The 21,867-nt window shown below is 69.7% G+C and carries 28 protein-coding genes, 1 pseudogene and 2 riboswitches; of the genes and pseudogenes, 16 read left to right on the forward strand and 13 right to left on the reverse strand.

The genetic code is table 11. The features are described 5' to 3' along the window. Nucleotides 1–2: 2 nt before the first annotated feature. The 9 genes from ABD296_RS28805 to ABD296_RS28845 all read left to right on the forward strand — a co-directional run bounded on the left by ABD296_RS28805 (nucleotide 3) and on the right by ABD296_RS28845 (nucleotide 5,292). Nucleotides 3–422 (forward strand): DUF4260 family protein, encoded by a 420-nt coding sequence (locus ABD296_RS28805; protein WP_344273871.1) that lies wholly within the window; start codon nucleotides 3–5, stop codon nucleotides 420–422. A gap of 37 nt (nucleotides 423–459) precedes the next feature. Continuing rightward, a riboswitch (cobalamin riboswitch) is annotated at nucleotides 460–651 on the forward strand. A 34-nt stretch (nucleotides 652–685) separates the two neighbouring features. Then, a complete protein-coding gene (gene bluB, locus ABD296_RS28810) occupies nucleotides 686–1,300 on the forward strand; it encodes a 5,6-dimethylbenzimidazole synthase (RefSeq protein ID WP_344273874.1) in 615 nt (204 codons plus the stop codon). A gap of 45 nt (nucleotides 1,301–1,345) precedes the next feature. After that, nucleotides 1,346–1,978 carry a hypothetical protein gene (locus ABD296_RS28815; RefSeq protein WP_344273877.1) on the forward strand — a complete coding sequence of 211 codons (633 nt, stop codon included), beginning with the start codon at nucleotides 1,346–1,348 and terminating at the stop codon, nucleotides 1,976–1,978. Between the two features lie 129 nt (nucleotides 1,979–2,107). Next, nucleotides 2,108–2,698, forward strand: coding sequence for an RNA polymerase sigma factor (locus ABD296_RS28820; RefSeq protein WP_344273879.1), 591 nt, complete (start codon nucleotides 2,108–2,110; stop codon nucleotides 2,696–2,698). Continuing rightward, nucleotides 2,656–3,057, forward strand: coding sequence for a DUF6069 family protein (locus tag ABD296_RS28825; protein WP_344273881.1), 402 nt, complete (start codon nucleotides 2,656–2,658; stop codon nucleotides 3,055–3,057). Before ABD296_RS28820 ends, ABD296_RS28825 begins: the two co-directional genes overlap by 43 nt. A gap of 19 nt (nucleotides 3,058–3,076) precedes the next feature. Further along, complete coding sequence (locus ABD296_RS28830; RefSeq protein WP_344273884.1) at nucleotides 3,077–3,433, forward strand: YciI family protein; 357 nt, start codon at nucleotides 3,077–3,079, stop codon at nucleotides 3,431–3,433. Beyond that, nucleotides 3,424–3,699 (forward strand): RNA polymerase sigma factor, encoded by a 276-nt coding sequence (locus tag ABD296_RS28835; RefSeq protein ID WP_344273887.1) that lies wholly within the window; start codon nucleotides 3,424–3,426, stop codon nucleotides 3,697–3,699. Before ABD296_RS28830 ends, ABD296_RS28835 begins: the two co-directional genes overlap by 10 nt. Next, nucleotides 3,690–4,643: an RNA polymerase sigma factor gene (locus ABD296_RS28840; RefSeq protein WP_344273890.1), complete on the forward strand. Its 954-nt coding sequence runs from the start codon at nucleotides 3,690–3,692 to the stop codon at nucleotides 4,641–4,643. The genes ABD296_RS28835 and ABD296_RS28840 overlap by 10 nt, the downstream gene beginning before the upstream one ends. 46 nt (nucleotides 4,644–4,689) lie before the next feature. Continuing rightward, on the forward strand, nucleotides 4,690–5,292 hold the full coding sequence (locus ABD296_RS28845) for a dihydrofolate reductase family protein (protein ID WP_344273893.1): 603 nt from the start codon (nucleotides 4,690–4,692) through the stop codon (nucleotides 5,290–5,292). A 46-nt stretch (nucleotides 5,293–5,338) separates the two neighbouring features. Here ABD296_RS28845 and ABD296_RS28850 read toward each other — a convergent pair whose 3' ends face one another. After that, nucleotides 5,339–5,671, reverse strand: a complete 333-nt coding sequence (locus tag ABD296_RS28850; protein WP_344273895.1) for a DUF397 domain-containing protein — start codon at nucleotides 5,669–5,671, stop codon at nucleotides 5,339–5,341. Next, complete coding sequence (locus ABD296_RS28855) at nucleotides 5,668–6,516, reverse strand: helix-turn-helix domain-containing protein (protein ID WP_344273897.1); 849 nt, start codon at nucleotides 6,514–6,516, stop codon at nucleotides 5,668–5,670. Before ABD296_RS28855 ends, ABD296_RS28850 begins: the two co-directional genes overlap by 4 nt. Before the next feature lie 185 nt (nucleotides 6,517–6,701). Here ABD296_RS28855 and ABD296_RS28860 point away from each other — a divergent pair, with 185 nt between their 5' ends. Further along, nucleotides 6,702–7,091 carry an ATP-binding protein gene (locus tag ABD296_RS28860; RefSeq protein WP_344273899.1) on the forward strand — a complete coding sequence of 130 codons (390 nt, stop codon included), beginning with the start codon at nucleotides 6,702–6,704 and terminating at the stop codon, nucleotides 7,089–7,091. 10 nt (nucleotides 7,092–7,101) lie between these two features. Here the strand turns inward: ABD296_RS28860 and ABD296_RS28865 are convergent, their stop codons facing one another. Further along, nucleotides 7,102–7,557, reverse strand: coding sequence for an Lrp/AsnC family transcriptional regulator (locus tag ABD296_RS28865; RefSeq protein WP_344273902.1), 456 nt, complete (start codon nucleotides 7,555–7,557; stop codon nucleotides 7,102–7,104). Between the two features lie 105 nt (nucleotides 7,558–7,662). On the opposite strand from ABD296_RS28865, the gene ABD296_RS28870 reads away from it, so the two are divergent. Then, nucleotides 7,663–8,229, forward strand: a complete 567-nt coding sequence (locus ABD296_RS28870; protein ID WP_344273904.1) for an RBBP9/YdeN family alpha/beta hydrolase — start codon at nucleotides 7,663–7,665, stop codon at nucleotides 8,227–8,229. Between the two features lie 15 nt (nucleotides 8,230–8,244). Here the strand turns inward: ABD296_RS28870 and ABD296_RS28875 are convergent, their stop codons facing one another. Together ABD296_RS28875 and ABD296_RS28880 are read right to left on the reverse strand one after the other, a co-directional pair. Continuing rightward, nucleotides 8,245–8,925, reverse strand: a complete 681-nt coding sequence (locus tag ABD296_RS28875) for a GNAT family N-acetyltransferase (protein WP_344273907.1) — start codon at nucleotides 8,923–8,925, stop codon at nucleotides 8,245–8,247. After that, the gene (locus ABD296_RS28880; RefSeq protein ID WP_344273910.1) at nucleotides 8,868–9,485 is read right to left on the reverse strand and encodes a GNAT family N-acetyltransferase; all 618 of its coding nucleotides are present in this window, start codon (nucleotides 9,483–9,485) and stop codon (nucleotides 8,868–8,870) included. Before ABD296_RS28880 ends, ABD296_RS28875 begins: the two co-directional genes overlap by 58 nt. Before the next feature lie 6 nt (nucleotides 9,486–9,491). Then, a riboswitch (SAM riboswitch) is annotated at nucleotides 9,492–9,581 on the reverse strand. 389 nt (nucleotides 9,582–9,970) lie between these two features. Between ABD296_RS28880 and ABD296_RS50670 the strand changes: the two genes are divergently transcribed. Next, nucleotides 9,971–10,207, forward strand: a complete 237-nt coding sequence (locus ABD296_RS50670) for a DUF397 domain-containing protein (RefSeq protein ID WP_407061521.1) — start codon at nucleotides 9,971–9,973, stop codon at nucleotides 10,205–10,207. Here ABD296_RS50670 and ABD296_RS28885 read toward each other — a convergent pair whose 3' ends face one another. Continuing rightward, nucleotides 10,208–11,158 carry a Scr1 family TA system antitoxin-like transcriptional regulator gene (locus ABD296_RS28885; protein WP_344273913.1) on the reverse strand — a complete coding sequence of 317 codons (951 nt, stop codon included), beginning with the start codon at nucleotides 11,156–11,158 and terminating at the stop codon, nucleotides 10,208–10,210. A 97-nt stretch (nucleotides 11,159–11,255) separates the two neighbouring features. Further along, nucleotides 11,256–11,618, reverse strand: a complete 363-nt coding sequence (locus tag ABD296_RS28890) for a hypothetical protein (RefSeq protein WP_344273916.1) — start codon at nucleotides 11,616–11,618, stop codon at nucleotides 11,256–11,258. Between the two features lie 521 nt (nucleotides 11,619–12,139). On the opposite strand from ABD296_RS28890, the pseudogene ABD296_RS50675 reads away from it, so the two are divergent. Further along, nucleotides 12,140–12,571 (forward strand): annotated as a pseudogene (locus tag ABD296_RS50675) (NACHT N-terminal Helical domain 1-containing protein); the annotation flags it as partial. Nucleotides 12,572–12,650: 79 nt separating this feature from the next. Here ABD296_RS50675 and ABD296_RS28900 read toward each other — a convergent pair. Further along, complete coding sequence (locus ABD296_RS28900; protein WP_344273922.1) at nucleotides 12,651–13,298, reverse strand: hypothetical protein; 648 nt, start codon at nucleotides 13,296–13,298, stop codon at nucleotides 12,651–12,653. A 458-nt stretch (nucleotides 13,299–13,756) separates the two neighbouring features. On the opposite strand from ABD296_RS28900, the gene ABD296_RS28905 reads away from it, so the two are divergent. Beyond that, nucleotides 13,757–14,077, forward strand: a complete 321-nt coding sequence (locus ABD296_RS28905) for a leucine-rich repeat domain-containing protein (protein ID WP_344273924.1) — start codon at nucleotides 13,757–13,759, stop codon at nucleotides 14,075–14,077. 392 nt (nucleotides 14,078–14,469) lie between these two features. Next, a complete protein-coding gene (locus ABD296_RS28910; protein WP_344273927.1) occupies nucleotides 14,470–16,026 on the forward strand; it encodes a DHA2 family efflux MFS transporter permease subunit in 1,557 nt (518 codons plus the stop codon). 105 nt (nucleotides 16,027–16,131) lie between these two features. On the opposite strand, the gene ABD296_RS28915 is transcribed toward ABD296_RS28910, so the two are convergent. Both ABD296_RS28915 and ABD296_RS28920 read right to left on the reverse strand, forming a co-directional pair. Continuing rightward, the gene (locus ABD296_RS28915) at nucleotides 16,132–17,667 is read right to left on the reverse strand and encodes an acyl-CoA synthetase (protein WP_344273930.1); all 1,536 of its coding nucleotides are present in this window, start codon (nucleotides 17,665–17,667) and stop codon (nucleotides 16,132–16,134) included. Nucleotides 17,668–17,724: 57 nt separating this feature from the next. Beyond that, a complete protein-coding gene (locus tag ABD296_RS28920; RefSeq protein WP_344273933.1) occupies nucleotides 17,725–17,952 on the reverse strand; it encodes a DUF397 domain-containing protein in 228 nt (75 codons plus the stop codon). 198 nt (nucleotides 17,953–18,150) lie between these two features. Here ABD296_RS28920 and ABD296_RS28925 point away from each other — a divergent pair, with 198 nt between their 5' ends. After that, nucleotides 18,151–18,762 (forward strand): ATP-binding protein, encoded by a 612-nt coding sequence (locus tag ABD296_RS28925; RefSeq protein ID WP_344273936.1) that lies wholly within the window; start codon nucleotides 18,151–18,153, stop codon nucleotides 18,760–18,762. Here ABD296_RS28925 and ABD296_RS28930 read toward each other — a convergent pair. The 3 genes from ABD296_RS28930 to ABD296_RS28940 all read right to left on the reverse strand — a co-directional run bounded on the left by ABD296_RS28930 (nucleotide 18,743) and on the right by ABD296_RS28940 (nucleotide 21,788). Beyond that, nucleotides 18,743–20,143: an alpha,alpha-trehalose-phosphate synthase (UDP-forming) gene (locus ABD296_RS28930; protein ID WP_455363867.1), complete on the reverse strand. Its 1,401-nt coding sequence runs from the start codon at nucleotides 20,141–20,143 to the stop codon at nucleotides 18,743–18,745. The two genes, ABD296_RS28925 and ABD296_RS28930, sit on opposite strands and share 20 nt — an antisense overlap. 256 nt (nucleotides 20,144–20,399) lie before the next feature. Beyond that, complete coding sequence (locus tag ABD296_RS28935) at nucleotides 20,400–21,248, reverse strand: PCRF domain-containing protein (RefSeq protein WP_344273942.1); 849 nt, start codon at nucleotides 21,246–21,248, stop codon at nucleotides 20,400–20,402. Between the two features lie 69 nt (nucleotides 21,249–21,317). Continuing rightward, on the reverse strand, nucleotides 21,318–21,788 hold the full coding sequence (locus ABD296_RS28940; protein WP_344273945.1) for a DoxX family protein: 471 nt from the start codon (nucleotides 21,786–21,788) through the stop codon (nucleotides 21,318–21,320). Between the last annotated feature and the right edge of the window lie 79 nt (nucleotides 21,789–21,867).

The raw sequence follows: 21,867 nt of genomic DNA on the forward strand, positions 1-21,867 counted from the left end.
CCATGAGCAGCGTCACCGTCCCGAGCGTCCGCAAGCACTCCGTCCCGCTCGTCGCCCGCCGCGTCGCCTGGGCGGCGAACGCGCTGTTCTGGAGCGCGTTCGCCGTTATCGAAGGCCTCAACCACGGCTGGCTCGCGGCGCTGGTCGCGGTCGCGTTCTTCATCGCGCCCGACCTGACGTTCCTGGCGGGGGCGCGCGACGCGCACACCGTCGAACGCGGGCAGCTTCCGGCGCGCGCCGTCCCGTACTACAACACCGCGCACCGCGCGCTGATCCCTCTCGCGCTGATGGCGCTCTACACCGTCTCACCGATCACGTGGGCGCCGATCTTCGCCGGTCTCTGCGGCTGGCTCGCCCACATCTCGATCGACCGCGCCGCCGGCTACGGCCTGCGCACCAAGGACGGCTTCCAGCGCCGCTGACCTCGCCCGCTCCCGGCGGTGCCGGTACGATCCCCGATGGCATGAACTGACGCGAGGTGCCCCTCGGGGAGAATCGGGAAGCCGGTGCGAATCCGGCACGGGCCCGCCGCGGTGACCGGGGAGCTGCCGCCCACGCGCGCGAGCGCGGCCACTGGCCCTCAGGCCGGGAAGGCGGGCGGCCCAGCGTCGATCCGGGAGTCCGAAGACCGGCCTCGCTCCAACGGCCGCCGTCCCGGCGGCCCGACCGCAGCGGGAGCCTGCCCATGAACCTCTACGACGTCATCCACCGCCGCCGCGACGTGCGCGCCGAGTTCACCGGCGCGCCGATCCCGGAGGACGTCCTCGACCGGGTCCTCACGGCGGCGCATGCCGCGCCCAGCGTCGGCCTTTCCCAGCCCTGGGACTTCGTCGTCGTCCGCGACCCGGACGTCCGGCGCGCCTTCCACGACCACGTCCAGTCCGAGCGCGACGCCTTCGCCGCCGCCCTCACCGGCGACGCCGCCGAACGCTTCGCCCGCATCAAGATCGACGGGGTGCTCGAATCGAGCCTGTCGATCGTGGTCACCTACGACGCCGAGCGCGGCGGCCCGGCGGTCCTCGGACGGCACGCGATCGCCGACGCGGGCCTGTACTCGGTGTGCCTGGCGATCCAGAACCTCTGGCTGGCGGCCACGGCCGAAGGCCTGGGCGTCGGCTGGGTGTCGTTCTACCGGGAGCCGCACCTGCGCGACCTCCTCGGCATACCGAAGGGCATCCGGCCGGTCGCCTGGCTGTGCCTGGGCCCGGTCACGCACCTGGAGACGGTCCCCGATCTCGAACGGCACGGCTGGCGCCGGCGCCGTCCTCTGGACGCCGCCCTCCACCACGACCGCTGGTGAACGCGGCACCCGAATGGTCCGGCCCCAGACAGTAAGGTCGCCGCCATGGGCGAAATACGGGTGGTACTGATCGGAGGGACGTCGAACACCGGAAAGTCGACCATCGCGGCCGCCGTGGCGGACGAGCTCGGCTTCGAGCACAGGTCGACGGACTACCTGGCACGCCACCCCGGACGGCCCTGGCGCACCCCGGAGCGCGAGGTCCCGCCGCACGTCGCCGACCATTACGCGACGCTCACGACCGATGAGCTGATCAGGTCCGTCCTCGACCATTACGAAAGGCTGTGGCCCCGCATCGCGGAAATCGTCACGGATCACGCGACGGGGCCCGGCCCCGGACTCGTCCTGGAGGGCTCGGCGCTCTGGCCGGCCCGCGTCGCAGAACTGGCCGTCCCGCACACGGCCGCCGTGTGGTTCACCGCCGACCCCGCCGTCCTGCGCGCCCGGGTGCAAGCGTCCGGCCGCTACGACGAGTCCACGCCCACGGAACGGCACTTGATGAACCGGTTCCTCGCCCGTACCGAGCGCTACCAGACCCTCATGCTGGACGCCGTCGACAGGCTGGGCCTCGCTCGCATCGACACGGGAACCGGCCGGTCCGTGCCGGAGCTGGCCGGCATGGTGCTCACGACCGTCCACGCACAGGACGCCGTCGGACGCTCACCCGCCGCCCCCTGACCGGCCGCGGTCACCGACCCGCCGCCGCGAGAAGGGTCGGGGCGGTTCCGGGCAATCAAGGACGTGACCACCCTCCACGCCGCCAGAAGGGTCCCCCATGGCCACTCCCCCAGCATCGCGGGACCAGCCGTGACGGGCGCCCCCTCTGAGACGAGCAGATCAACCGGGCCGGAGCCGTCCGACGCCGACGTCATCACCGCGGCCCGGCGGAACCCCGAACGGTTCGCGGACCTCTTCGACCGGCACTACGCGCAGATCCACCGCTACGTGGACCGGCGGCTCGGCGCGGACGCCGCGGACGACATCGCGGCCGAGACGTTCCTGATCGCCTTCCGGCGCCGCGCGGCGTTCGACACGGCGCACGCGTCGGCGCGGCCCTGGCTCTACGGCATCGCGACCCGGTTGATCAGCCGTCACCGCCGCGACGAGCTGCGCCGCTACCGGGCGATGGCGCGAATGCACACCGCCGACGCCGTGGAGAGCCACGAGAGCAGCGTGACCTCGGCGGTAGCGGCGGCGAGCCTCGGCTTGAGCCCGGCCCTGGCCGGACTGCAGCGGGCCCGGCCGATGGGTGCGTTTTCTGATTTTTCTGCTGTGGTGTCGATTGGCGTCGAGCCGGTTCGTAGCCAAGGTGAGAGGCCGGCAACGGGCCGGCCGCCCCTCACCGGAGGCACACGATGTCCGTCACGACCACCACCACCGTTCCCGCGAAGCCGCTGATCACCGGTGGCCTGACCGCCGCGGCGGTCGCCGCCGCGGCGACTGCGGCCGTCGCCGCCGTGGGCGAGTCCGCCGGGATCAGCCTCGCCGTCGGCGGGAAGGCGATCCCGCTGACCGGGTTCGCCATGCTGACCGCCGTCTTCTCCGTGGTGGGCCTGGTGCTCGCCCTCGTGTTGGCCCGCGCTGCCGGCCGTCCGCGTACGGCGTTCGTCCGCACCACGATCGTGCTCACCGCGCTGTCACTGGTGCCGGATGTGCTCGCGGACGCGGCCGCGGCCACGAAGATGCTGCTGATGATGACGCACCTGGTGGCCGCCGCGATCGTGATCCCGGCCATCGCCCGCCGCCTGTCCGCCTGATCCCTCGGAGGAGTTCACCGTGAAGAAGTACCTGCTCGCCGTCCAGTTCGACGAGAGCGCGCCGCAGCCGTCCGAAGCGGAACTGCAGGCGCAGCAGGCCCGGACGGGCAAGGTCACCACCGAAATGCAGTCCGCCGGTACGTGGGTGTTCGTCGGCGGCCTGCTGGGCTCGTCCGCCACCACCGTCGTCCACCCCGGCAACGGCACCACCACGATGACCGACGGCCCGTTCGCCGAGACCAAGGAGCAGCTCGGCGGGTTCTGGGTGATCCGGTGCGACGACCTCGACCAGGCGCTGGCCTGGGCCGAGAAGTGCGCGCTGGCCTGCGGGGCCCCGATCGAGGTGCGTCCGTTCGAAGACGCGCAGTGGGACTGAGCGTGGACGGGCTCGGGCGGGTGGACCTGGACGGCGTCTACCGGGCCGAGTACGGCCGGTGCGTGGCCACGCTGACGCGCCTGCTGGGTGACATCGGGCTCGCCGAGGAGGCCGTTCAGGATGCGTTCGCGACGGCCGTCCAGAAGTGGGACAGGACGCCGCCCAACCCCGGCGCGTGGATCGTGACCACCGCCCGCAACCGGGCGATCGACCGCTGCGCCGGGAATCCACCCGCCAGGCCCGCCACGCCCAGGCCATGCTGCTGAACCAACCCGACGAGCCGGAGGAGGTGGGACCGGTGCGCGACGACCAGCTCCGCATGATCTTCACTTGCTGTCACCCGGCGCTGTCGCCGGTCGCGCAGACCGCGCTCACCCTGCGCCTGCTCGGCGGGCTGGAGGTGGCCGAGATCGCGCGGGCCTACCTGGTCCCCGAGGCGACCGTCGCCCAGCGGATCGTCCGCGCGAAGAAGAAGATCCGCGACGCCGGCATCCCCTACCGGGTGCCCGGCGACGCCGAGCTCCCCGATCGGCTGCCGCCGGTGCTCACCGTGCTGTACCTGGTCTTCAACGAGGGGTACACCTCCACGTCGGGGGAGCTGCTGCGGAGCGACCTGTGCCGGGAGGCCGTCCGCCTGGCCAGGGCGCTCGCCGAGCTGATGCCGGACGAGCCCGAGGTCATCGGGCTCCTGGCGCTGCTCTTGCTCACCGAAGCGCGGCGGCCCGCGCGGGTGGGGCCTTCGGGCGAGCTGGTGGTGCTTCCGGATCAGGACCGGTCGTTGTGGAACCGGGAACTGATCGCCGAGGGGCATGAGCTGGTGCGCCGGTGCCTGCGGCGTGCCCGGCCCGGGCCCTACCAGTTGCAGGCCGCGATCAACGCCGTGCACACCGACGGGCCCGAGACCGACTGGGCACAGGTGCTGGCGCTGTACGACCAGCTGCTGCAGCACACCCCGACACCGATCGTGGCGCTCAACCGCGCGGTCGCCGTCGCCCAGGTGCACGGTCCCGCACCGGCGCTGGCCGCCATCGACGCGTTGGACCTGCCGGGCTATCACCTGCTGCCCGCCACCCGCGCCGACCTGCTCACCCGGCTGGGCCGTACCGCCGAAGCCATCGCCGCCTACGACCAGGCGATCACCCTGGCCACCAATGACACCGAACGAACCTTCCTGCGGACACGACGCGCGCGCCTCGCCCCCGACACCTGAACGCGGCCGGCCACGACCGACCACGACGCCGAAGGGAACAACGATCATGAAACTGAGGACCACCACGCAGGTCTCCGTCGATGGCGTGATGCAGGGGAACGGCCCGTCCGAAGAGGAGCACAGGGCCGGGTTCGAGCGCGACGGATGGGCCATGGGGCATTTCGACGATGACGCCATGACGTTCGTCAACGAGACCTACCGGCGCGCCGGCGCGTTCCTGTTCGGCCGGTGGACCTACGAGTTCTTCGCCGGCTACTGGGGCGCGATGGATCCGGGCAGCAACCCCATCGCGGAAGCCCTGAACACCCGGCCCAAGTACGTGGCATCGAACACGCTCACCGAACCGGGTTGGGCGGACACGACCGTCCTGTCCGGTGACGTCGCGGCCGCCATCGCGGACCTGAAGGCCCAACCGGGGGCCGAGTTGCAAGTCCACGGCAGCGGCGCCCTGATCCGTTGGCTGCTGGAGAACGACCTCGTCGACGAGATGAATCTGCTCATCGTCCCCGTCGTCGTCGGCCAGGGCACGCGGCTGTTCCCCGCCGCGGGCCCGGACATGGCGCTGGACCTGGTCGAGTCGCAGGCCTTCCCCAGGGGCGTAACGCTCCAGGTCTACCGGCCGGCCGGACGCCCGCAGTATGCGACGTGACAATAGAGGGGACGGATGCCCATGCACCCGTCCCCCGGTGCCTGCGTCAGCGAACTAGGTTGAACGACCCGGCCTTGACGTCGGCGAGGAGGGACGCCCACCCGGACGGCGCGACGGCCAGCACCGCTCCGTCAGGATCCTTCGAGTCCCTCACCGCCACCCGCCGCTCCCCCACCGCCACCTCAACGCACTGCCCTTCGCTGCCCTCACTGCGGCTGCTCTTGCGCCACGCGTCGGCAACCTCGACACACTCCGAGCCTTGACTACCGCTGTGGCTGCTCCTGCGCCACGCGGCGGCGACCTCCACGCACTCCGACCCCCCACTTCCGCTGTGACTGCTCTTGCGCCACGGGGAGAAGACAAGCTGCTCACTGGTCATGACTCCGACAATAGCTGTTCGATCACGACACGGGAATCAGACGGCGAGAGAGCGACCGCCCTCAGGTGATTGAAGACGACATCGTAGCTTCGAACCTCGTCCGGATCCTCGAGATACCAGCCGGTGGTGAGATTCTCCACCAAAGTCACCGACAAGTCGTTAGCGATCAGCGTGGTGAACGAGCCGTTGAGACCGGCGTGGCCGCCAACCGAGAATGGGAGAACCTGAAGAGTCACATTAGAAAGGATGGAAAGCTCCATCAGGCGCCTGAGCTGGACCTTCATCACATCCCTCCCACCAAATCGCTGACGAAGAGCAGCCTCGCTCACTATGGCCCACAAATGTGGCGGGTCGTCCTTGAAAAGAACCTGCTGTCGCCGCATGCGGATCTCAGTCAAAGCCTCAACATCAGGAGACTCTCCCTGAGAGACACCACATGCATTGACTGCACGGGCATACTCCTTTGCCTGCAGAAGCCCTGGTATGAGATGAAGCTGAAAGGAGTTCATGGAAGTCGCTTCAGCTTCGACCGAGATGTAGTCCAGCGTTGCCGAGGAGAGCTTGCTCTCGTACCGCAACCACCAGCCCTTCTTGCCGGAGTCTCGGGCGAGGTCGTAGAGGACTTGACGCTCGTCGAGGTCGACGATCTCGTAGCGGTCGAGCATGTGCTCCAGGGCGGGGCGGCGGATGCCGCGTTTACCGGTTTCGAGCTTGCTGAGCGAGGACGGGGTGCGGTTGAGCAGGCGGGCGGCCTTCTGGAGGGTGAGCCCTCGGTCCTCGCGGATGGCGCGAAGGCGCTGGCCGAGCTTGCGGCTTCGCATGGTCGGGCGCTGCGCGTTCTCCATGGAGTAATCATGCCTTGACTTTGCGTGACGCTGAAGGTTTCCAACGAAGGCGGCAACAGTGCCTCGGTCAAAAGTGACTGAGGCACTGTTGCCCGAGGACCTGGAGCCGAGGCCGGCGAACGCATCGCTCGTCACGTCCCGGCCCGCTCATCCTTTTCGCGACAGCAACGCGAGGGGAGTGAGCGATGACTGCGCCGACCATGAGGTTCGACGCGCTTCTGTTGCCGGGGATGGACCGGGCGGTGGGGCACGCCCGGCGGTGGCTGCGCGACGTGCTGGGCCGGGAGCACCCGTGCCTGGACGACGCGGCGCTGTGCAAGAGCGAGCTGCTGACGAACGCGCTGCGCTACACCGAGTCGGGGCGCGACGGGCAGATCCGGGTGGAGGTGGCCTACTCGAAGCGGGCCGTCCGGATCGCGGTGATCGACGACGGGCGGGCGGCGACCGTCCCGCACGTCGCCGAGGCGGCCGAGCTGGACGTCACCGGCCGCGGCCTGCGGATCGTCGCGTCCATCGCGAGCGCCTGGGGCACGGAGCCGCGCGCCAAGGGCCACGCCGTCTGGTTCGAGCTCTAGTCGCTGCGGGTCATGACGTTGCCTGCGTGGCGTCGGTCAGCGGCTTGTGCGGATAGGCGCGGAGCACGAGGGACGTGGTGACCGGGCCGTAACGGGCAAGTGCGTCGACGACTTCTTCTAGCCGTCCTGCCTGCGGGCAGTGGACGTCGAAGATGAGGCAGTCTTCCCCGGTGACTCTGAGGGTGGAGGCGATCTCGGAGGTCCGGGAGGCGAAGTCCAGGGCGCGTGAGAGCCGGGCGTGCGTGGTGCGCAGCCGGACGACCGCGTGGATGTTCAGTCCGAGGGCTTCCGGGTCGACCAAGGCCCGGTAGCCGGTGATGACACCGCTCTTCTCCAGCCGCTGGATGCGCGCGCTGGCCGCTGGCTGCGAGAGTCCGACGCGGCGCCCGATCTCCGCGCCGGTCAGCCGGCCGTCGGTCTGGAGCAGGGCGAGGATGTCCCGGTCTATCCGGTCGAGTGCTTCCATTGTCGTCCGCACCATCTTCTTTGAGATCACTTGTACCGCCACCGCCGCCCTGATGCATCCATCAGAATCTGCGTCGGGCGCCCCCAGGATCGCAGGGAGCGGCGAGTGAAATGGTGGTGGGCAGTGGTCGCGTACGTCATCATCCCGGGCATCGACGGCTCGGGCGAGCAGCACTGGCAGACCTTGTGGGAGCGGCAGTGGGGCACCTCGGCGGTGAGGATCTCCCCTGCCTCGTGGTCCGCCCCCGACCTGGACGACTGGGTCGGCGCCGTACAGGAGGCGTATGACGAGGCTTCCCGGAAGGACGGCCGGGTCGTGCTGGTGGCCCACAGCCTGGGCTGCTGGGCGGCGTCCACCTGGCTGAACAGCAATCCCTCAAGCCCGATAGGCGCCGCGTTCCTGGTCGCTCCGCCCGACCCGGAGGGGCACGCCTTCCCCCGCCAGGCGGCCGCGACGTTCACCGAGGTGTCGGCGCAGCCGATGCCGTGCCCGGCCCTGGTGGTGGGCAGTGCCGACGACCCGTACTGCACCCCGGAGACGGCCGCCGGCTTCGCGGCGCGATGGCAGGCGCGATGGCACCTGGCGGGCGCGTACGGCCACATCAACTCCGCCAGCGGCCTGGGCTCATGGCAGCACGGCCGCAAACTCCTGGACTCGCTGACCCAGCAGTAAGGTCGCTGGGCGCCGTCAGGGATGGACGGCCTCTGCCAGGAGATCCGTGATGGTCGTCTTCACGGACGGCCATTCGTCGGCGATCACCGAGAACATGGCGGTGTCCCGCAACTTGCCCTCTTCGCCGGGCACCCACGACTCCGAGTAACTGCGCAGCACTCCCTCGAAATGCACGCCGAGCCGCTCGATCGCCCGCCGCGACCGCTCGTTCCGCGCGTCCGTCTTGAGCTCCACGCGTGCTACGCCGAGCGTCTCGAAGGCATAGCCGAACAGGAGCCGCTTTGCCTCGACGTTGATGCCGGTGCCCTGCGCGGACGCGGCCAGCCACGTCCACCCGATCTCGATCGCGCTCAACCGCTCCCGACCCGGCCACGGCCGCGGATGCAACAGCGCCGTATGCCCGACCACCTTCCCGTCCACCACCCTGACCTGTGCAAACGGCATCAGCTCAGAGCGGCCGAGCTTGCCGGCGACGTACGACTCCATCTCGGCCGCGGAAGGCACCGGTGTGAACCCGTACGACGCCCGGCCCTCCTCGGCGGCATCCGCCAGCTCCGGCACATGCCCCATCGACAGCGGCTCCAGCCGCACAAGCGTCCCGCCCAGCACCGGCGAACGCCCGGGAAGTTCCCTCACCGTCACCGCCGGACGGTCTCCGCCAGACGATTCGTCATGGCCGTCTTCACCGACGGCCATTCCGGCTCGACCACCGAGAACATCGCCGAATCACGCAGAGTGCCCTCCTCGCCCGGCGCCCACGACGGCGACCAGCTCCGCAGGACGCCCTCGAAATGCACGCCGAGCCGCTCGATCGCCCGCCGCGACCGCTCGTTGCGCGCATCCGTCTTGAGATCGACGCGGACCGCGCCCAGCGTCTCGAAAGCGTAGGTGAACAGCAGCTTCTTGGCCTCGACGTTGATGCCGGTACCCTGCGCGGACGCGGCCAGCCACGTCCACCCGATCTCGATCGCGCTCAACCGCCCGGTGCCGGGCCACGTCCGCGGATCCCACAGCCCCGTATGCCCGACCGCCTTCCCGTCCGCGACCCTGACCTGCGCGAACGGCGTCAGCCCAGGCCGCACGAGTTGCTCGGCGACGTACGACTCCATGTCCGCCGCCCCGGGCACGAGCGTGAACCCGTACGACGCCCGGTTCTCCTCGGCGGCCTCCGCCAGCTCCGGCACATGCCCCATCGACAGCGGCTCCAGCCGCACGAGCGCCCCGGCCAGCACAGGAACATCAAGGCGCACGCCCATGAACTCTCCTCATCGTTCCTGGCATTGGCACCTTGCCACGAAAGCAGGTTGCCGGACCGTCCCCGGGCCAGGCCCCTCAAGTCCTCTAGATGATCACAACCCTCCGCATCCTCCCCGCCAGCCTCCCGTCCCGTCAACACGATTCGTTCGGTGCGGGAGCTGGACGCGGAGCCGGCGGGCGGTGGTGGCCGTCTCCACGGGCGACCATTCAATGGGTGATTGAGATTCTCACCCATTGAGCGGCCCGCCAGGAAATGTCCAGCCGGTCATTATCGGGCGGCGACGCACCGCCCGAAGCCCGATTCGCCGCCCACTCAGGAAGGCCACGCGAACCAAGCGTTCATTTGGTCCGAACTGTCCGGTTTTTTCCTAGTTAGAGAACATGTCGGGAATGTTGCGAGAAACCCCTCGAAGCCGACGGCGTCCTCGCTACTCTCTACCCGAGCCCGCGACCCGCCGGCCCCGCCGGAAGGAAAGGACCCCGCATGCCCGAATGGGCGGACGACGACGCGACCGGCCCGACATCCGGCGCACAGCCGTCGGCATGGCGTAAGGGCCGCAGGTGTCAGGAGACGTATTGCGTGGAAGTCGCCCGCCATTCCCCGGACAGGATTGCCGTGCGAGACTCCAAGCAGGGGAACGACGGGCCTGTCCTCATCATCTCCCGGCGGGCTTTCCAGGCGCTGCCGAGGCTCTCGGAGCAGACCGATCCGCGGTCGTGATCACACGTCGGTGCAGCTCCGAGCGCCGGACGGGCCCCATTCCTCCGCCGCCCGGGATATCCGGCGCAGCGACTCGTCCGCGGAGAGCGAGACCGACCTGAGCGCCTCCCAGCACAACCGGTACATGTGCGTGACACCGTCGCGCTGAAGCACCGCCGTGGTCGACAGATTCTCCAGGTAGACGACGTCAGGAAAGGTGACGTCGTAGGCGGGTGCGAAGTCCAGAAGCGTGAAGTCGTCCGCGAATATCGGCTCCCGGTCGACGTCCAGGGGAAGTACGTGGACGTGGACATTCGGTAATTCGGCGAGTTCGAGCAGATCGAGCATCTGCCCGCGCATGATGTCCCGACCACCGATGACGCGCAGCAGGACGGACTCGTCGATCACGGCCGAGAGGGTCAAGGAATCATTGCCGCGCAGCACTTCCTGCCGTCGCATGCGTAGATCCAGCCGGCGCTCGACCTCGCGCGGAGTGGAAACGGCGATGACCCTTCCACTGCTCAATATGCGGTGCGCGTAATCCCTGCTCTGCAAAAGCCCGGGAACGGCGTACGTGGTGAAGGTCAGCGCGGTGCGCGCCTCGTCCTCCAAGGCGACATAGGTACCGAATTCGCCGGACAGTACGTCCCGGTACCCGGCCCACCAGCCCTGCTCCGTCGCGGCCTGCGCGAGGGCCAACACCTCCCCCTTGTGTCTCTCCCCCACCCGGTACAACTCCAGCAACAACCGGACGTCCGAGACCCGCACGCCGATCCGGGCGTTCTCGATCCGGCTCAGTTTCGACGGAGACCAGCCGAGCCGATCCGCGACCTCCTCGACCGTGCGGCCGAGGTGCTCCCGCAGCCTCCGCAACTCGATGCCGAGGCGGCGACGGCGGACGGTCGGCGCTGCTGCCACCCCGGCCTCCCAGCGAATCGGTTTCGGCTCTGCGGCCCGGACGCCGATCTGCAAGTTGCAGGGCAACGATAACCTCGCGCCGCCTGGATCACCAGACCTCGCGGAAAAGCGGTTCCCCACCTTTGACATCATTCTGTCTCACTGGAAGTCGTCAACCTTGCCAGATGGATACAGAGACGATCCGGCTGCGATGCATGTCGCTGTGCATCTTGCACGAGTCCGAGAACCGGTTGCAGACTATTGCCAGAGGTTCTAACAGCAGAGCGAATTTGGGGGCGGCCAGGTGAGCGGCAACCCGGTGCACAGGAGCATTCTGGCCGTCGACCTGGAGAACTCGACCGGGGCGCTCCGCACGAACCCGATCAAGGAGGAACTGCGTAGCCAGATCTACGGCCAGGTGAAGCGGGCCATGGCGGCCGCGGGCATCGAGGACCGGTGGTGCGACCCCTTCGAGGACCGCGGAGACGGCGTCCTCGCGCTGTTCCACCCGGTCGATGAACTGCCGAAGACTCATCTGCTGTCCCGGCTCGTTCCGGGCCTCACCCGGCAGCTGGCCGACTACAACGAGTCGATATCGGCGGCGGAGCGGCCGAGCAAGGTGCATGCGCCTTCGAGCCGTCGTGCACGCGGGCGAGATCCATCGGGACGAGAACGGGCCGTTCGGCGAGGCCATCGACCTGGCCTGTCGATTACTGGACGCGCCGAGGCTGAAGAAATGCCTGCGGGCGAGCAGTTCACCGCTCGTTCTCGCGGTCTCCGAAGACATCTACTGGGGAATCGTCAAGCATGGATACGACGGGATATGCCCTGCGGCGTACCGCCCGGACCTGAGGGTTTCGGTCGCCTCGCGGCGCCGCCAGGGATTCGTTCATGTGCCGCAAGAACCCTCGGGGACGCGCGAAGACCGGACAATGGCGGTCGCGTGAGACGGGGTTCTCGCCATAATGGCTCTTCCGGCTGAAGCGGAGGTGCCATGTCCGTCGAGGTGGCCGCGTTGCGGGTGGGCGCATCGGTGGCACGGCTGGCCGTGGGGCGGTGGCTCGCCGGGCGTTCTACCAGGGACGCCGCCGGAAGGACCTCACCGAACTGATCAGGACGGGTTTCCCCGACGAGATCAAGCGGCGACGCGTCCAGCGGCAGTTCGAGGGCATCGCCGATGCGGTCGCCGAGCGGCTCCTCACCTTCGCGGGCAACGAGTTCGGCGGGCTCACCGACGGCGACCGCGACGCCGCGCTTTTCGAGGTCGTCCGGACGCTCGACCGCGCAGACCTCTCGGATGACGCCTTCTTCGCGGCGGACGCCGACCCGGTGAAGCTCGCGCGGGGCCTGCGGTCGCGGCTTCCGGCACGGCGGGCCGAGTTCGAGCTGGGTGAGGCGGGCGCTCGCCTTTACGAGGTCGTGCTGGACGAATGCTGCGACTGCCTGGCGCGCATCGTCATTCACCTGCCGGAGTTCGGGCCGCGCGCGTCCGCGGAAATGCTCGGGCGGCTCAGCGGACTCGCCGACCAGGTCGGAACCGTTCTGGCCCGGCTTCCCGCACGGACGCTCACCGCACCCGAGGACGAAGCCGTCCGCGACTGCGCCGACGGCCGCGCTCGAAATGCTTCTGGAGGCACGGGACACCAAACGAGGCATTTCCAGTGTCCTCGAACGCGACCAGAAGATCCGGATCCTGCAGGACATCGCCTGGCAGCTGTCCACCAGCGCCCGCGTCGAACTCCCCAAGACGATGGTCGAACGCCTCGTCGCCGACCGGCTCTCCTCGATGCCTCAGGTCCGCGTCCCGCCGAGAGAGGTGCTGGACGAACTGCTCCAGCGCAGCGGCATCCTCCGCGAACCGGTCCCCGGACGCATCGACTTCGTCCACCGGACCGTCCAGGAGTACCTCGCCGCCAAGCAGGCCGCCGACCTCGGCGACATGGACCTCCTCATCCAGAACGCCCACCGCGACACCTGGCGCGAGACCGTCGTCATGGCCGCCGGCCACGCCAACGAGCCCCTGCGCCGCGAACTCCTCACCGGCGTCCTCGCCCGCCCGCGCCGAGACGCGGCGTGCCCGCTCCCTCGCCACCGCCGGCGCCCCCGTCCTCCGCCGCCTGCCCGAAACTCTGGACGGCATGTCGGACGCGAGCGTCAAGGCGACGATCGGCACGGCCGTGCTGGTCAACGGCTCCGAGGCGTTGGACGTGCTCATGCGCTACAGCCGGATCCGGCGCCCGGCGGTCTGGGAGGCGCTGAGCGACGGATGGCAGTACTTCGATCCGGACGAGTACGCCGAGCGGGTGCTCGCCGCGCTGCCGGAGGGTGTCGAACTGTCGGTGTCCCACTCCGATGCACAGATGGCGGCCCTCGAGTCGGTTCCGCCACTGTCGATGCTGTCTGTCAAGACGAACCGGCCCACCGATCTCGGTTTCCTGGCCCACCATGCCGGGTCGCTCGAACGGCTCACCCTGATGTCCGATGAACCCGTTCTCGACCCAGGTCTCGTCCCGGCCCTGCCGAAGCTGCGCGAACTGGCCCTCCGGGCGCCGGGCATGACGAAACCTGACGGAGCTGAGTTCCCTGCCACCGCTCCGGGAGGTCCGGCAACTCGGTCTCAGCCGGACACGGCTCGACTGCGGGCCGGCCTAGGTCGCCGAGCCGGCACCGAACGTGCACTGGCTGGTGTGCGCCGGGTTGGGCGATCTGGAGTTTCTCTATTTGGAGCGGTCACCGGTGGACGATCTGACGCCGCTGTCCGGACTGGACAGGCTGTCCGTGCTGTACCTGAGGGACTGCCGGGAAGTCTCGGACGTCAGCGCGCTGGCGTCTCTGCCGCGGCTTCACACGCTCGACGTGGCCGGTGCCGCGCCGGGCTTGGATCTGGCGCCGCTGGCGGGCAACAAGAAGCTCACCGTCTACATCGTCGCAGGGCAGGAGGTGCGGGGAGGCGAGGCGCTGGGGCGGCGGTTGAAGGTCTCCCCGAGGCGCTGATCGCGGGCCGGGGTGGGTGCGGGCGGGGAGCGCGGTGGAGGGTTACGGGAAGTTGTCGGGAAATTTCGAGGTACGGGCGATGAGTTCTTCGTAGGGCGCCGGTCTGCCTGTGCGGTCGGTTCGGGACGCTCTGTAGGGAGGGGGAGACCTCGATGTCGGATGCGTCACACTCTGTTGACCTCGACTGCGGTCGAGGTCGGAGCCTGGAGGCCGGGGAGCAGCGCAGACCCCGGTCAGAGTGTCGGACCCTCCTGGAATAGTCCCGAAGGCCGCGAAGTTAACTCGTTCGCGAAAGTGTCAGTCTCTGCAGTATTTTGCTGCGGTATCCCCGAGAACGTTCCCCCACGGTCCCGCGTGCCCGCATGCACGGGCCCCTGACGATTGGAAGAGAGTTGACCGCTCCCGCGTCCTCGCAGACGGCGGACGGCCCGCTGGCGGACCAGCCCCCCGGCGGGGGGCTGGACCGCGGCGTGCTCGCGGTGGCCATGTGCGTCGTCCTCGGCGCGATCATGTCCATCCTCGACGTGACCGTCGTCAACGTCGCGATCAATGACCTGACGAAGGAATTCGACACCTCGCTGGCCACGATCCAGTGGGTGGCGACCGGATACACCCTCGCGCTGGCCACGGTGATCCCGATCACCGGGTGGGCCGCGGCGCGGTTCGGCACCAAGCGGCTGTACATGATCTCGATCGCGCTGTTCGTGATCGGCTCGATGCTGGCCGGGCTGGCGTGGTCGGCGACGTCGCTGATCGTGTTCCGGGTGCTGCAGGGCCTCGGCGGCGGCATGATCATGCCGGCCGGCATGACGATCCTGACCCAGGCCGCCGGGCCGAAGCGGGTCGGGCAGGTGATGAGCATCGTCGGCATCCCGATGCTGCTCGGCCCGATCCTCGGCCCGATCCTCGGCGGCTGGCTGGTCGACGACGTGTCGTGGCGGTGGATCTTCTTCATCAACCTGCCGATCGGCATCGTCGCGCTGTTCATGTCGGCGCGGATCCTGAAGAAGGACGAGCCGCAGCGCGCCGAGCGGCTCGACATCCCCGGCCTGATCCTGCTGTCGCCCGGCCTCGCCGCGCTGATCTACGGCCTGGCCAAGGGCGCGGAGCTGAAGGACTTCACCAAGCCGGACGGGCTGATCCCGACGGTCGTCGGCGCGGTGCTGGTGATCGGGTTCGTGTTCCGGGCGCTGAACGCCAAGAGCCCGCTGATCGACCTGCGGCTGCTCAAGCGCCGCTCGGTGCTGGCCGCGTCCGGCACGATGGTGCTGTTCATGGCCGCGTTCATGGGCGCGATGCTGCTGCTGCCGCTGTACTACCAGACGGTGCGCGGGCAGGGCGCGCTGCACTCGGGCCTGCTGCTGGCCCCGCAGGGCCTCGGCGCGATGGTCACGATGCCGATCGGCGGCAAGCTGACCGACCGGATCGGGCCCGGCCGGGTGGTGCTGGTCGGCATGGTCGTGGTCGTGCTCTCGGTGGCGGGCTTCGCCGCGATCCTCGGGGCCGACACGTCCTTCTGGGCGCTCGGCGGCGTGCTGTTCGTCATGGGCCTCGGCATGGGCATGACGATGATGCCGACCATGGCGGCCGCGATCCAGACGCTCGAGCACGCGGAGGTGCCGCGCGCCAGCACGATGCTGAACATCATCCAGCAGGTGTCGACGTCCCTCGGCACCGCGCTGATCTCGGTGCTGCTGGCGAACAAGCTGGCGTCCAACCTCAAGCCGTTCGGCGGCGGCGGGGGCGAGATCGGGTCCACCAAGAAGATCCCGGACGAGGTCATGCACAAGATCGCCGGGCCGATGGCGGACGCGTTCCAGCACACCTACTGGTACTCGGTGGGGCTGCTGGTGCTGGCCTTCATCCCGGTGCTGCTGCTGCCGCGCAAGCGGCCCGACGTCGCCGGTGCGGCGGAGCAGAAGGCCGAAGTGCCGATCGCGATGCACTAGGACGCCGCAGACGTCCGCTGAGCCCCGGTCCGGGAACCCGTTTCCCGGACCGGGGCTTTCGCCGTCCAGAGAGGCTCTCAGGCCCGTTCTTGGACGGTTCCAACGTCAGGCGGACGCCGGGCTCTGGTCCTTCCAGTACTCGTCCCGGAGAAGGCGCTTGTAGAGCTTGCCCGTCGGGTGGCGCGGCAGTTCGGGCCGGAAGTCGACCGAGCGCGGGCACTTGTAGTGGGCGAGGTGCTCGCGGCAGTACGCGATCAGCTCCGCTTCCAGCTCGGGGCCCGCGTCGTCCATGGACGCCGGCTGGACGACGGCCTTGACCGCCTCCCCCATCTCGGCGTCCGGGACGCCGAACACCGCGACGTCCGCGACCTTCGGGTGCACCGCGAGGACGTTCTCGGCCTCCTGCGGGTAGATGTTCACCCCGCCACTGATGATCATGTAGGAGCGGCGGTCGGTGAGGTAGAGGAAGCCGTCCTCGTCGAGGTGGCCGATGTCGCCGAGCGTCGTCCACCCGTGCCCCCAGGGGTCGCGGGACGCGTCGGTCTTGGCCTGGTCGCCGTGGTACTCGAACGACGGGCCGCCGCCGAAGTACAGCGTGCCGGGCGTGCCCGGGGGCTGCTCGGCGCCGTCCTCGTCCAGGACGTGGACCTCCCCGAGGATGGGCCGGCCGACGGTGCCCTTGTGCGCCAGCCAGTCGTCGGAGTTGGTGTAGACGAAGCAGTTGCCCTCGGTGCCCGCGTAGTACTCGTGCAGGATCGGGCCCCACCAGTCGATCATCCGCTCCTTGACCGGCACGGGGCAGGGCGCGGCGGCGTGCACGGCGCACGCCAGGCTCGACAGGTCGTACTTGGCGCGGACCTCGTCCGGGAGCTTCAGCATCCGGATGAACATGGTCGGCACCCACTGGCTGTGCGTGACGCCGTACCTCTCGACGGCGGCGAGGGCCTGCTCGGCGTCGAACTTCTCCATGACCACCACGGTCGCGCCGCACCGCTGGAAGATCATCGAGTAGCGCAGCGGCGCGGCGTGGTAGAGCGGCGCCGGGGACAGGTACACCGAGTCGCCGCCGGCCCCGAAGAGCCCGGTGATGAGCATGTAGAGCGGGCCGGCGGTGCCCATGGGCGCCTGCGTCAGCGGCGGCTTGACGCCCTTGGGGCGCCCGGTCGTGCCCGAGGAGTAGAGCATGTCCTGCCCCTCGCACTCGTGCTCGATCGGCTCGGCCGGGTGCGCGGCGACGCGCTCCTCGTAGGACTCGTAGCCCGGTGCCGTGCCGCCGAGCAGGAGGCGCAGCGGCACGTCCGGCGGATCCTGCGCGGCGGCCGTCATCGACGCGCTGGTGATGAAGACCTTCGCCTCGCAGTTGCCCACGATGTAGGCGAGCTCCTCGGCCTGGAGCCGGGAGCTGATGGCCGTGTAGTAGAGCCCTGACCGCTGGGCGGCCCATGCCACGGCCAGGTAGAGCGGATGGTTCTCCAGCATGAAGGCGATGTGGTCGCCCGGCCGGAGCCCCTCCGCGTGGAGCAGCCGCGCGAGCCGGTTGGAGGCGTCGTTCAGTTCCCGGAAGGTGACGACCCGGCCGGAGCCCGCCATGATCACGGCGGGCTTGTCGGGCGTCTGTGCCGCTACGTGCCCCAGGTGCATGGCCGCACGTTACCGGGCTGGACAGGCCAATGGAATCCCGTTCGGTTTATTGGACGGTCAGACCAGCATGTGGTCGAAGTCGCCGTCCTTGGCCCCGCCCACGAACGCCTCCACCTCCTCGCGCGTGTAGACGAGCACGGCCCCCTCCGGGTCCCTGGAGTTGCGCACCGCGATCTCCCCGGTCGGGAGTTCGGCCATCTCGACGCAGTTCCCGCTGGGGTTGCTGCGCCGGCTCTTCTGCCAGACCAGCCCGTCGCGCCAGTCCGGCATCTGGTGGCCGTTCATCGTTTGTGCCCCCTCAGGCGTCTCAGCCTCCCCCTGCGGGAAGGCCGCGATCTCGCCCCACCCCACACCATGGTACGAGATGCACGTGCATTCGTTCTTGCATTCGTTCATGCAGACGGTCTTGCATCTGCACGACTTGGGGAGCAAGATAGCGAACGCTCGCCGGTACCGACTCAGCACGCCTTCGAGGTTCGAGAAATGACCGTTGACCAGGCAGACGACGTCGCGGCCCACGCCGCCATGGGCGGCCGCGGACCGCGGCACGCCGTGCACGCGCCCTGGCCGGACGCCCCGCAGGCGGCCGCGCGCCCGAACGCTCCAGCGAACGCCCCGGAGCCCGCTCCCGGGCTCGCCGGGCTGTGGCCCGCCGCGCACGCCGGCACTCCCCGCACCGCTCGCAAGGTGCTGCCCGCGGAGATCACCGCGCCCCGCACCGCACGCGAGTTCACCCAGGCCACACTGCGCGACTGGGGCCTGACCGAGGACGCCGAGGACGTCGTCGTCGCCATCTCGGAACTGGTGACCAACGCGCTGCGGCACGGCCTGGAGGGACTCCCCCAGCCGCTGCCGCTGTGCCCGATCCAGGTCGTCCTGGTGGGACACCCGCGGCGCCTCGTCGTCACGGTGACCGACCCGGGGGCGCGCGCGCCCGAGCCGCTGCCGAACGACCCGGACCGCTTCGTCGAGGGCGGCCGCGGGCTGCTCGTGGTGAGCGGGGTCAGCGACGCGTGGGGCTGGGCCCGGCTGTCCACCGGCGGGAAGGCCGTCTGGGCCTCCTTCGATCTGCGGGTCAGCCCTCCAGCACGCTGACCGGCGACGGGACCGACCGGACGGGGCGCTCCAGCTCGCTCAGGAAGTCCTGCGCCCAGCGGTCCACGTCGTGCTCGATGACGCGGCGGCGCATCGAGCGCATCCGCCGGGCCTGCTCGGCGGGCTCGGCGCTCAGGGCGGCCAGCAGCGTGCCCTTCAGGCCGTCGATGTCGTAGGGGTTGACCTGGAAGGCGCCGCGCTTCAGCTCGGCTGCGGCGCCGGCGAACTCGCTGAGCACGAGCGATCCGCGCAGGTCGCGGCGGCAGGCCACGTACTCCTTGGCCACCAGGTTCATCCCGTCGCGCAGCGGGGTGACCACCATCACGTCCGCGGCCAGGTAGAGCGCGGTCAGCTCGGAACGGTCATACGAGCTGTGCAGATAGTGGATGACCGGAAACCCGATCTCGCCGTATTCGCCGTTGATCCGCCCGACCTGCTGCTCGATCTCCTCGCGCAGCAGCTGGTACTGCTCGACGCGCTCCCGGCTCGGCGTCGCGATCTGCACGAACACCGCCTGGCCCGGCCTCAGATGGCCGTCGCCGAACAGCTCGCCGAACGCCTGCAGCCGCTGGGTGATGCCCTTGGTGTAGTCGAGCCGGTCGACGCCCAGCAGGATCGTCGCGTCGCCGAGGTCGGTGCGGATCTCCTGCGCGCGCTCGGCCACGTCGGAACGCCCGACCAGGTCGTTCAGCTCGCCGACGTCCACCGAGATGGGGAACGCGCGGGCCCGCACGACCCGGTCGTCCCAGAACACGTCCTGCTTGGAGTAGCGGGTGTCCAGCAGCCGCCGGCACAGCCGGACGAAGTTGGCCGCCGCGCCGGGCAGCTGGAAGCCGACCAGGTCGGCGCCGAGCAGGCCCTCCAGGATCTGCCGCCGCCAGGGCAGCTGCCAGAACAGCTCGACCGGCGGGAACGGGATGTGCAGGAAGAAGCCGATGCGCAGGTCGGGGCGGAGCGCCCGCAGCATCGCCGGGACGAGCTGGAGCTGGTAGTCCTGCACCCAGACGATCGCGCCCTCGGCCGCGACCTTCGCCGCCGCCTCCGCGAACCGCCGGTTCACCCGCACATAGGCGTCCCACATGGCGCGGTCGTAGATGGGCGGCGCGACGACGTCGTGGTAGAGCGGCCACAGCGTGGCGTTGGAGAAGCCCTCGTAATAGAGCGCGACCTCCTCGGCGGACTGCGCGATGGGGTACAGCGACATGCCGTCCTCTTCGAACGGCTGCAGCTCCTCGTCGGGAGCGCCCGTCCAGCCGATCCATGTGCCGTTCCTGCGCCGCATCACCGGCGCGATCGCGCTGACGAGCCCGCCCGGGCTGCGCCGCCAGGCCGGAACTCCGTCCGCGCCGACGCTCCGGTCGACCGGAAGCCGATTGGCCACCACAACGAACTCACTACCGCGCGACACCAGCGACCCGCCTCTCGAGGAACTCTCCGTCATCACCATGCCCAGAAACGGTCATCGAGAACATTGTGTCAGTTCGACGTAAAGACCCGATGACGGAAAACCGGGATGTCAGGGAGGCGGGGCGCCCACGGCCCGGTTTTGGACCGGACCATATCCCTTTCCAGGCTGGTGACCGTTGTTTACCTGAATGTCACCTTCCCTGTACAGGGCACAAGAAAAGTCGCGTAGATCACACTGCCGCGGCCGGGCCCGCCGCGGCCCGCAGGCGCAGATGCCCGCCCGGCGACTGTGGAACCGCCTGGTAGCGGCCTTCGGGGGCGCTCTCCGTCGCCGCGAGTTGAGCCCAGACGACGCGCATGGCGTTCGCCTGCGCGCGCGCGGGGACCGGGTCGCGCCCGTAAGCGCCGATGCCGGTCGGTTCATGGAGCACCCGCAGTGTGGTCTGAGCGCCCGGTTCGCGCGTGCAGTACAGGTCGATGCGGACGTCCCGGGGATCGACGGGGGCGGGTTCCGCGTCGGGCAGGACGGTGACGTGCGCGGCGCCGGGGCCGTCCGCGGTGCGCACCGCCCGAGGTCCGGCGCCGTTCTTCAGAACGGACCAGGGACCAGGCCCCTCCTCCCCCGCCCCAATGCCCAGCATCGCCCAGTGCGGCGGCGGGTCGTTGTAGAGATGCTCGACCCGCCAGCCCCTGACGCGCGCGTCCTCTCGGTAGGCGTCCACCACGACCTGGACAGGGCGATGGTCGCCGGCCTCCGCGTCGATCAGCACGATCACGTCATACGGGTCGAGGGGATCACGGGCGTCGACCGCGGCGGCCAGGTCGGCCCGCAAAAGCGCCGCCTCCCGCTGGATCCGGTCGGCTTCGGCGCGCCAGGCGGGGTCGGCGGCCGGCCCCTGGACGTCTCGCAGGTCGTCCAGGAGGGTTCTGAGGCGCACCGCGTCCTCGTTGAGCGGCCGCAGTGCCTCCACGCAACGGCGCAGCCTGCGCGCGCGCCGGAAGTCCCTGTGGACGCGAGGGTCGGCCAGTTGCGCCTCCAGGGCGGCGTATTCGGCCGTCACCGCCTTCCACGCGTCCATGGCGCCATCCTGGCAACGCCGGCGGCCCCCGCGCTCGGGAATTCGTGCGCGGGGGCCGGTGCGGGCGGGTCAGGCGTGGGCAGGCTGACGGTCGGCGGCGCCGGTCTCGGTGCGCCGGGTCAGGCGCCGCCAGAGGAGCGCGTCCAGGGAGAACCGGCCTCCGCCGGCGAGGGCGAACAGCAGCGCGGCGGCGCCGAGCATCAGGACGTACTCGTAGCCGCCCTTCTCCGAGAACAGGCCGTGGTCCTTGTGCACGAACCAGAACGCGCCGGCCATGTCCACGGCGATCAGCACGCCGGCGACGGGCAGCAGGACGCCGACGACCAGCGCGGCGCCGCCGGCCAGCTCGACCCAGGTGCCGAAGTAGGCGGACGGGCCGGGCATCGGGATGCCGAGGCCGTCGAACTGCGCGGCGAGCGCCGCGTGGCCGGTGTCGTGCAGCTTCTGCCAGCCGTGCGCGATGAAGATCGCGCCGAGGGCCAGCCGGCCGATCAGCAGTCCGGCGTCGGGCAGCAGGGGATGGCGTCGGGCGGGGAGCATGCCGGTCCTCCGATGTCTCGCGGCGATCGTTAAAAGTTGAACCAATCGGACCGTAGCAGACATCGTTCAAATTCAGACC

The sequence above is a fragment of the Actinomadura napierensis genome (assembly GCF_039529375.1).
Taxonomy (GTDB): domain Bacteria; phylum Actinomycetota; class Actinomycetes; order Streptosporangiales; family Streptosporangiaceae; genus Spirillospora; species Spirillospora napierensis.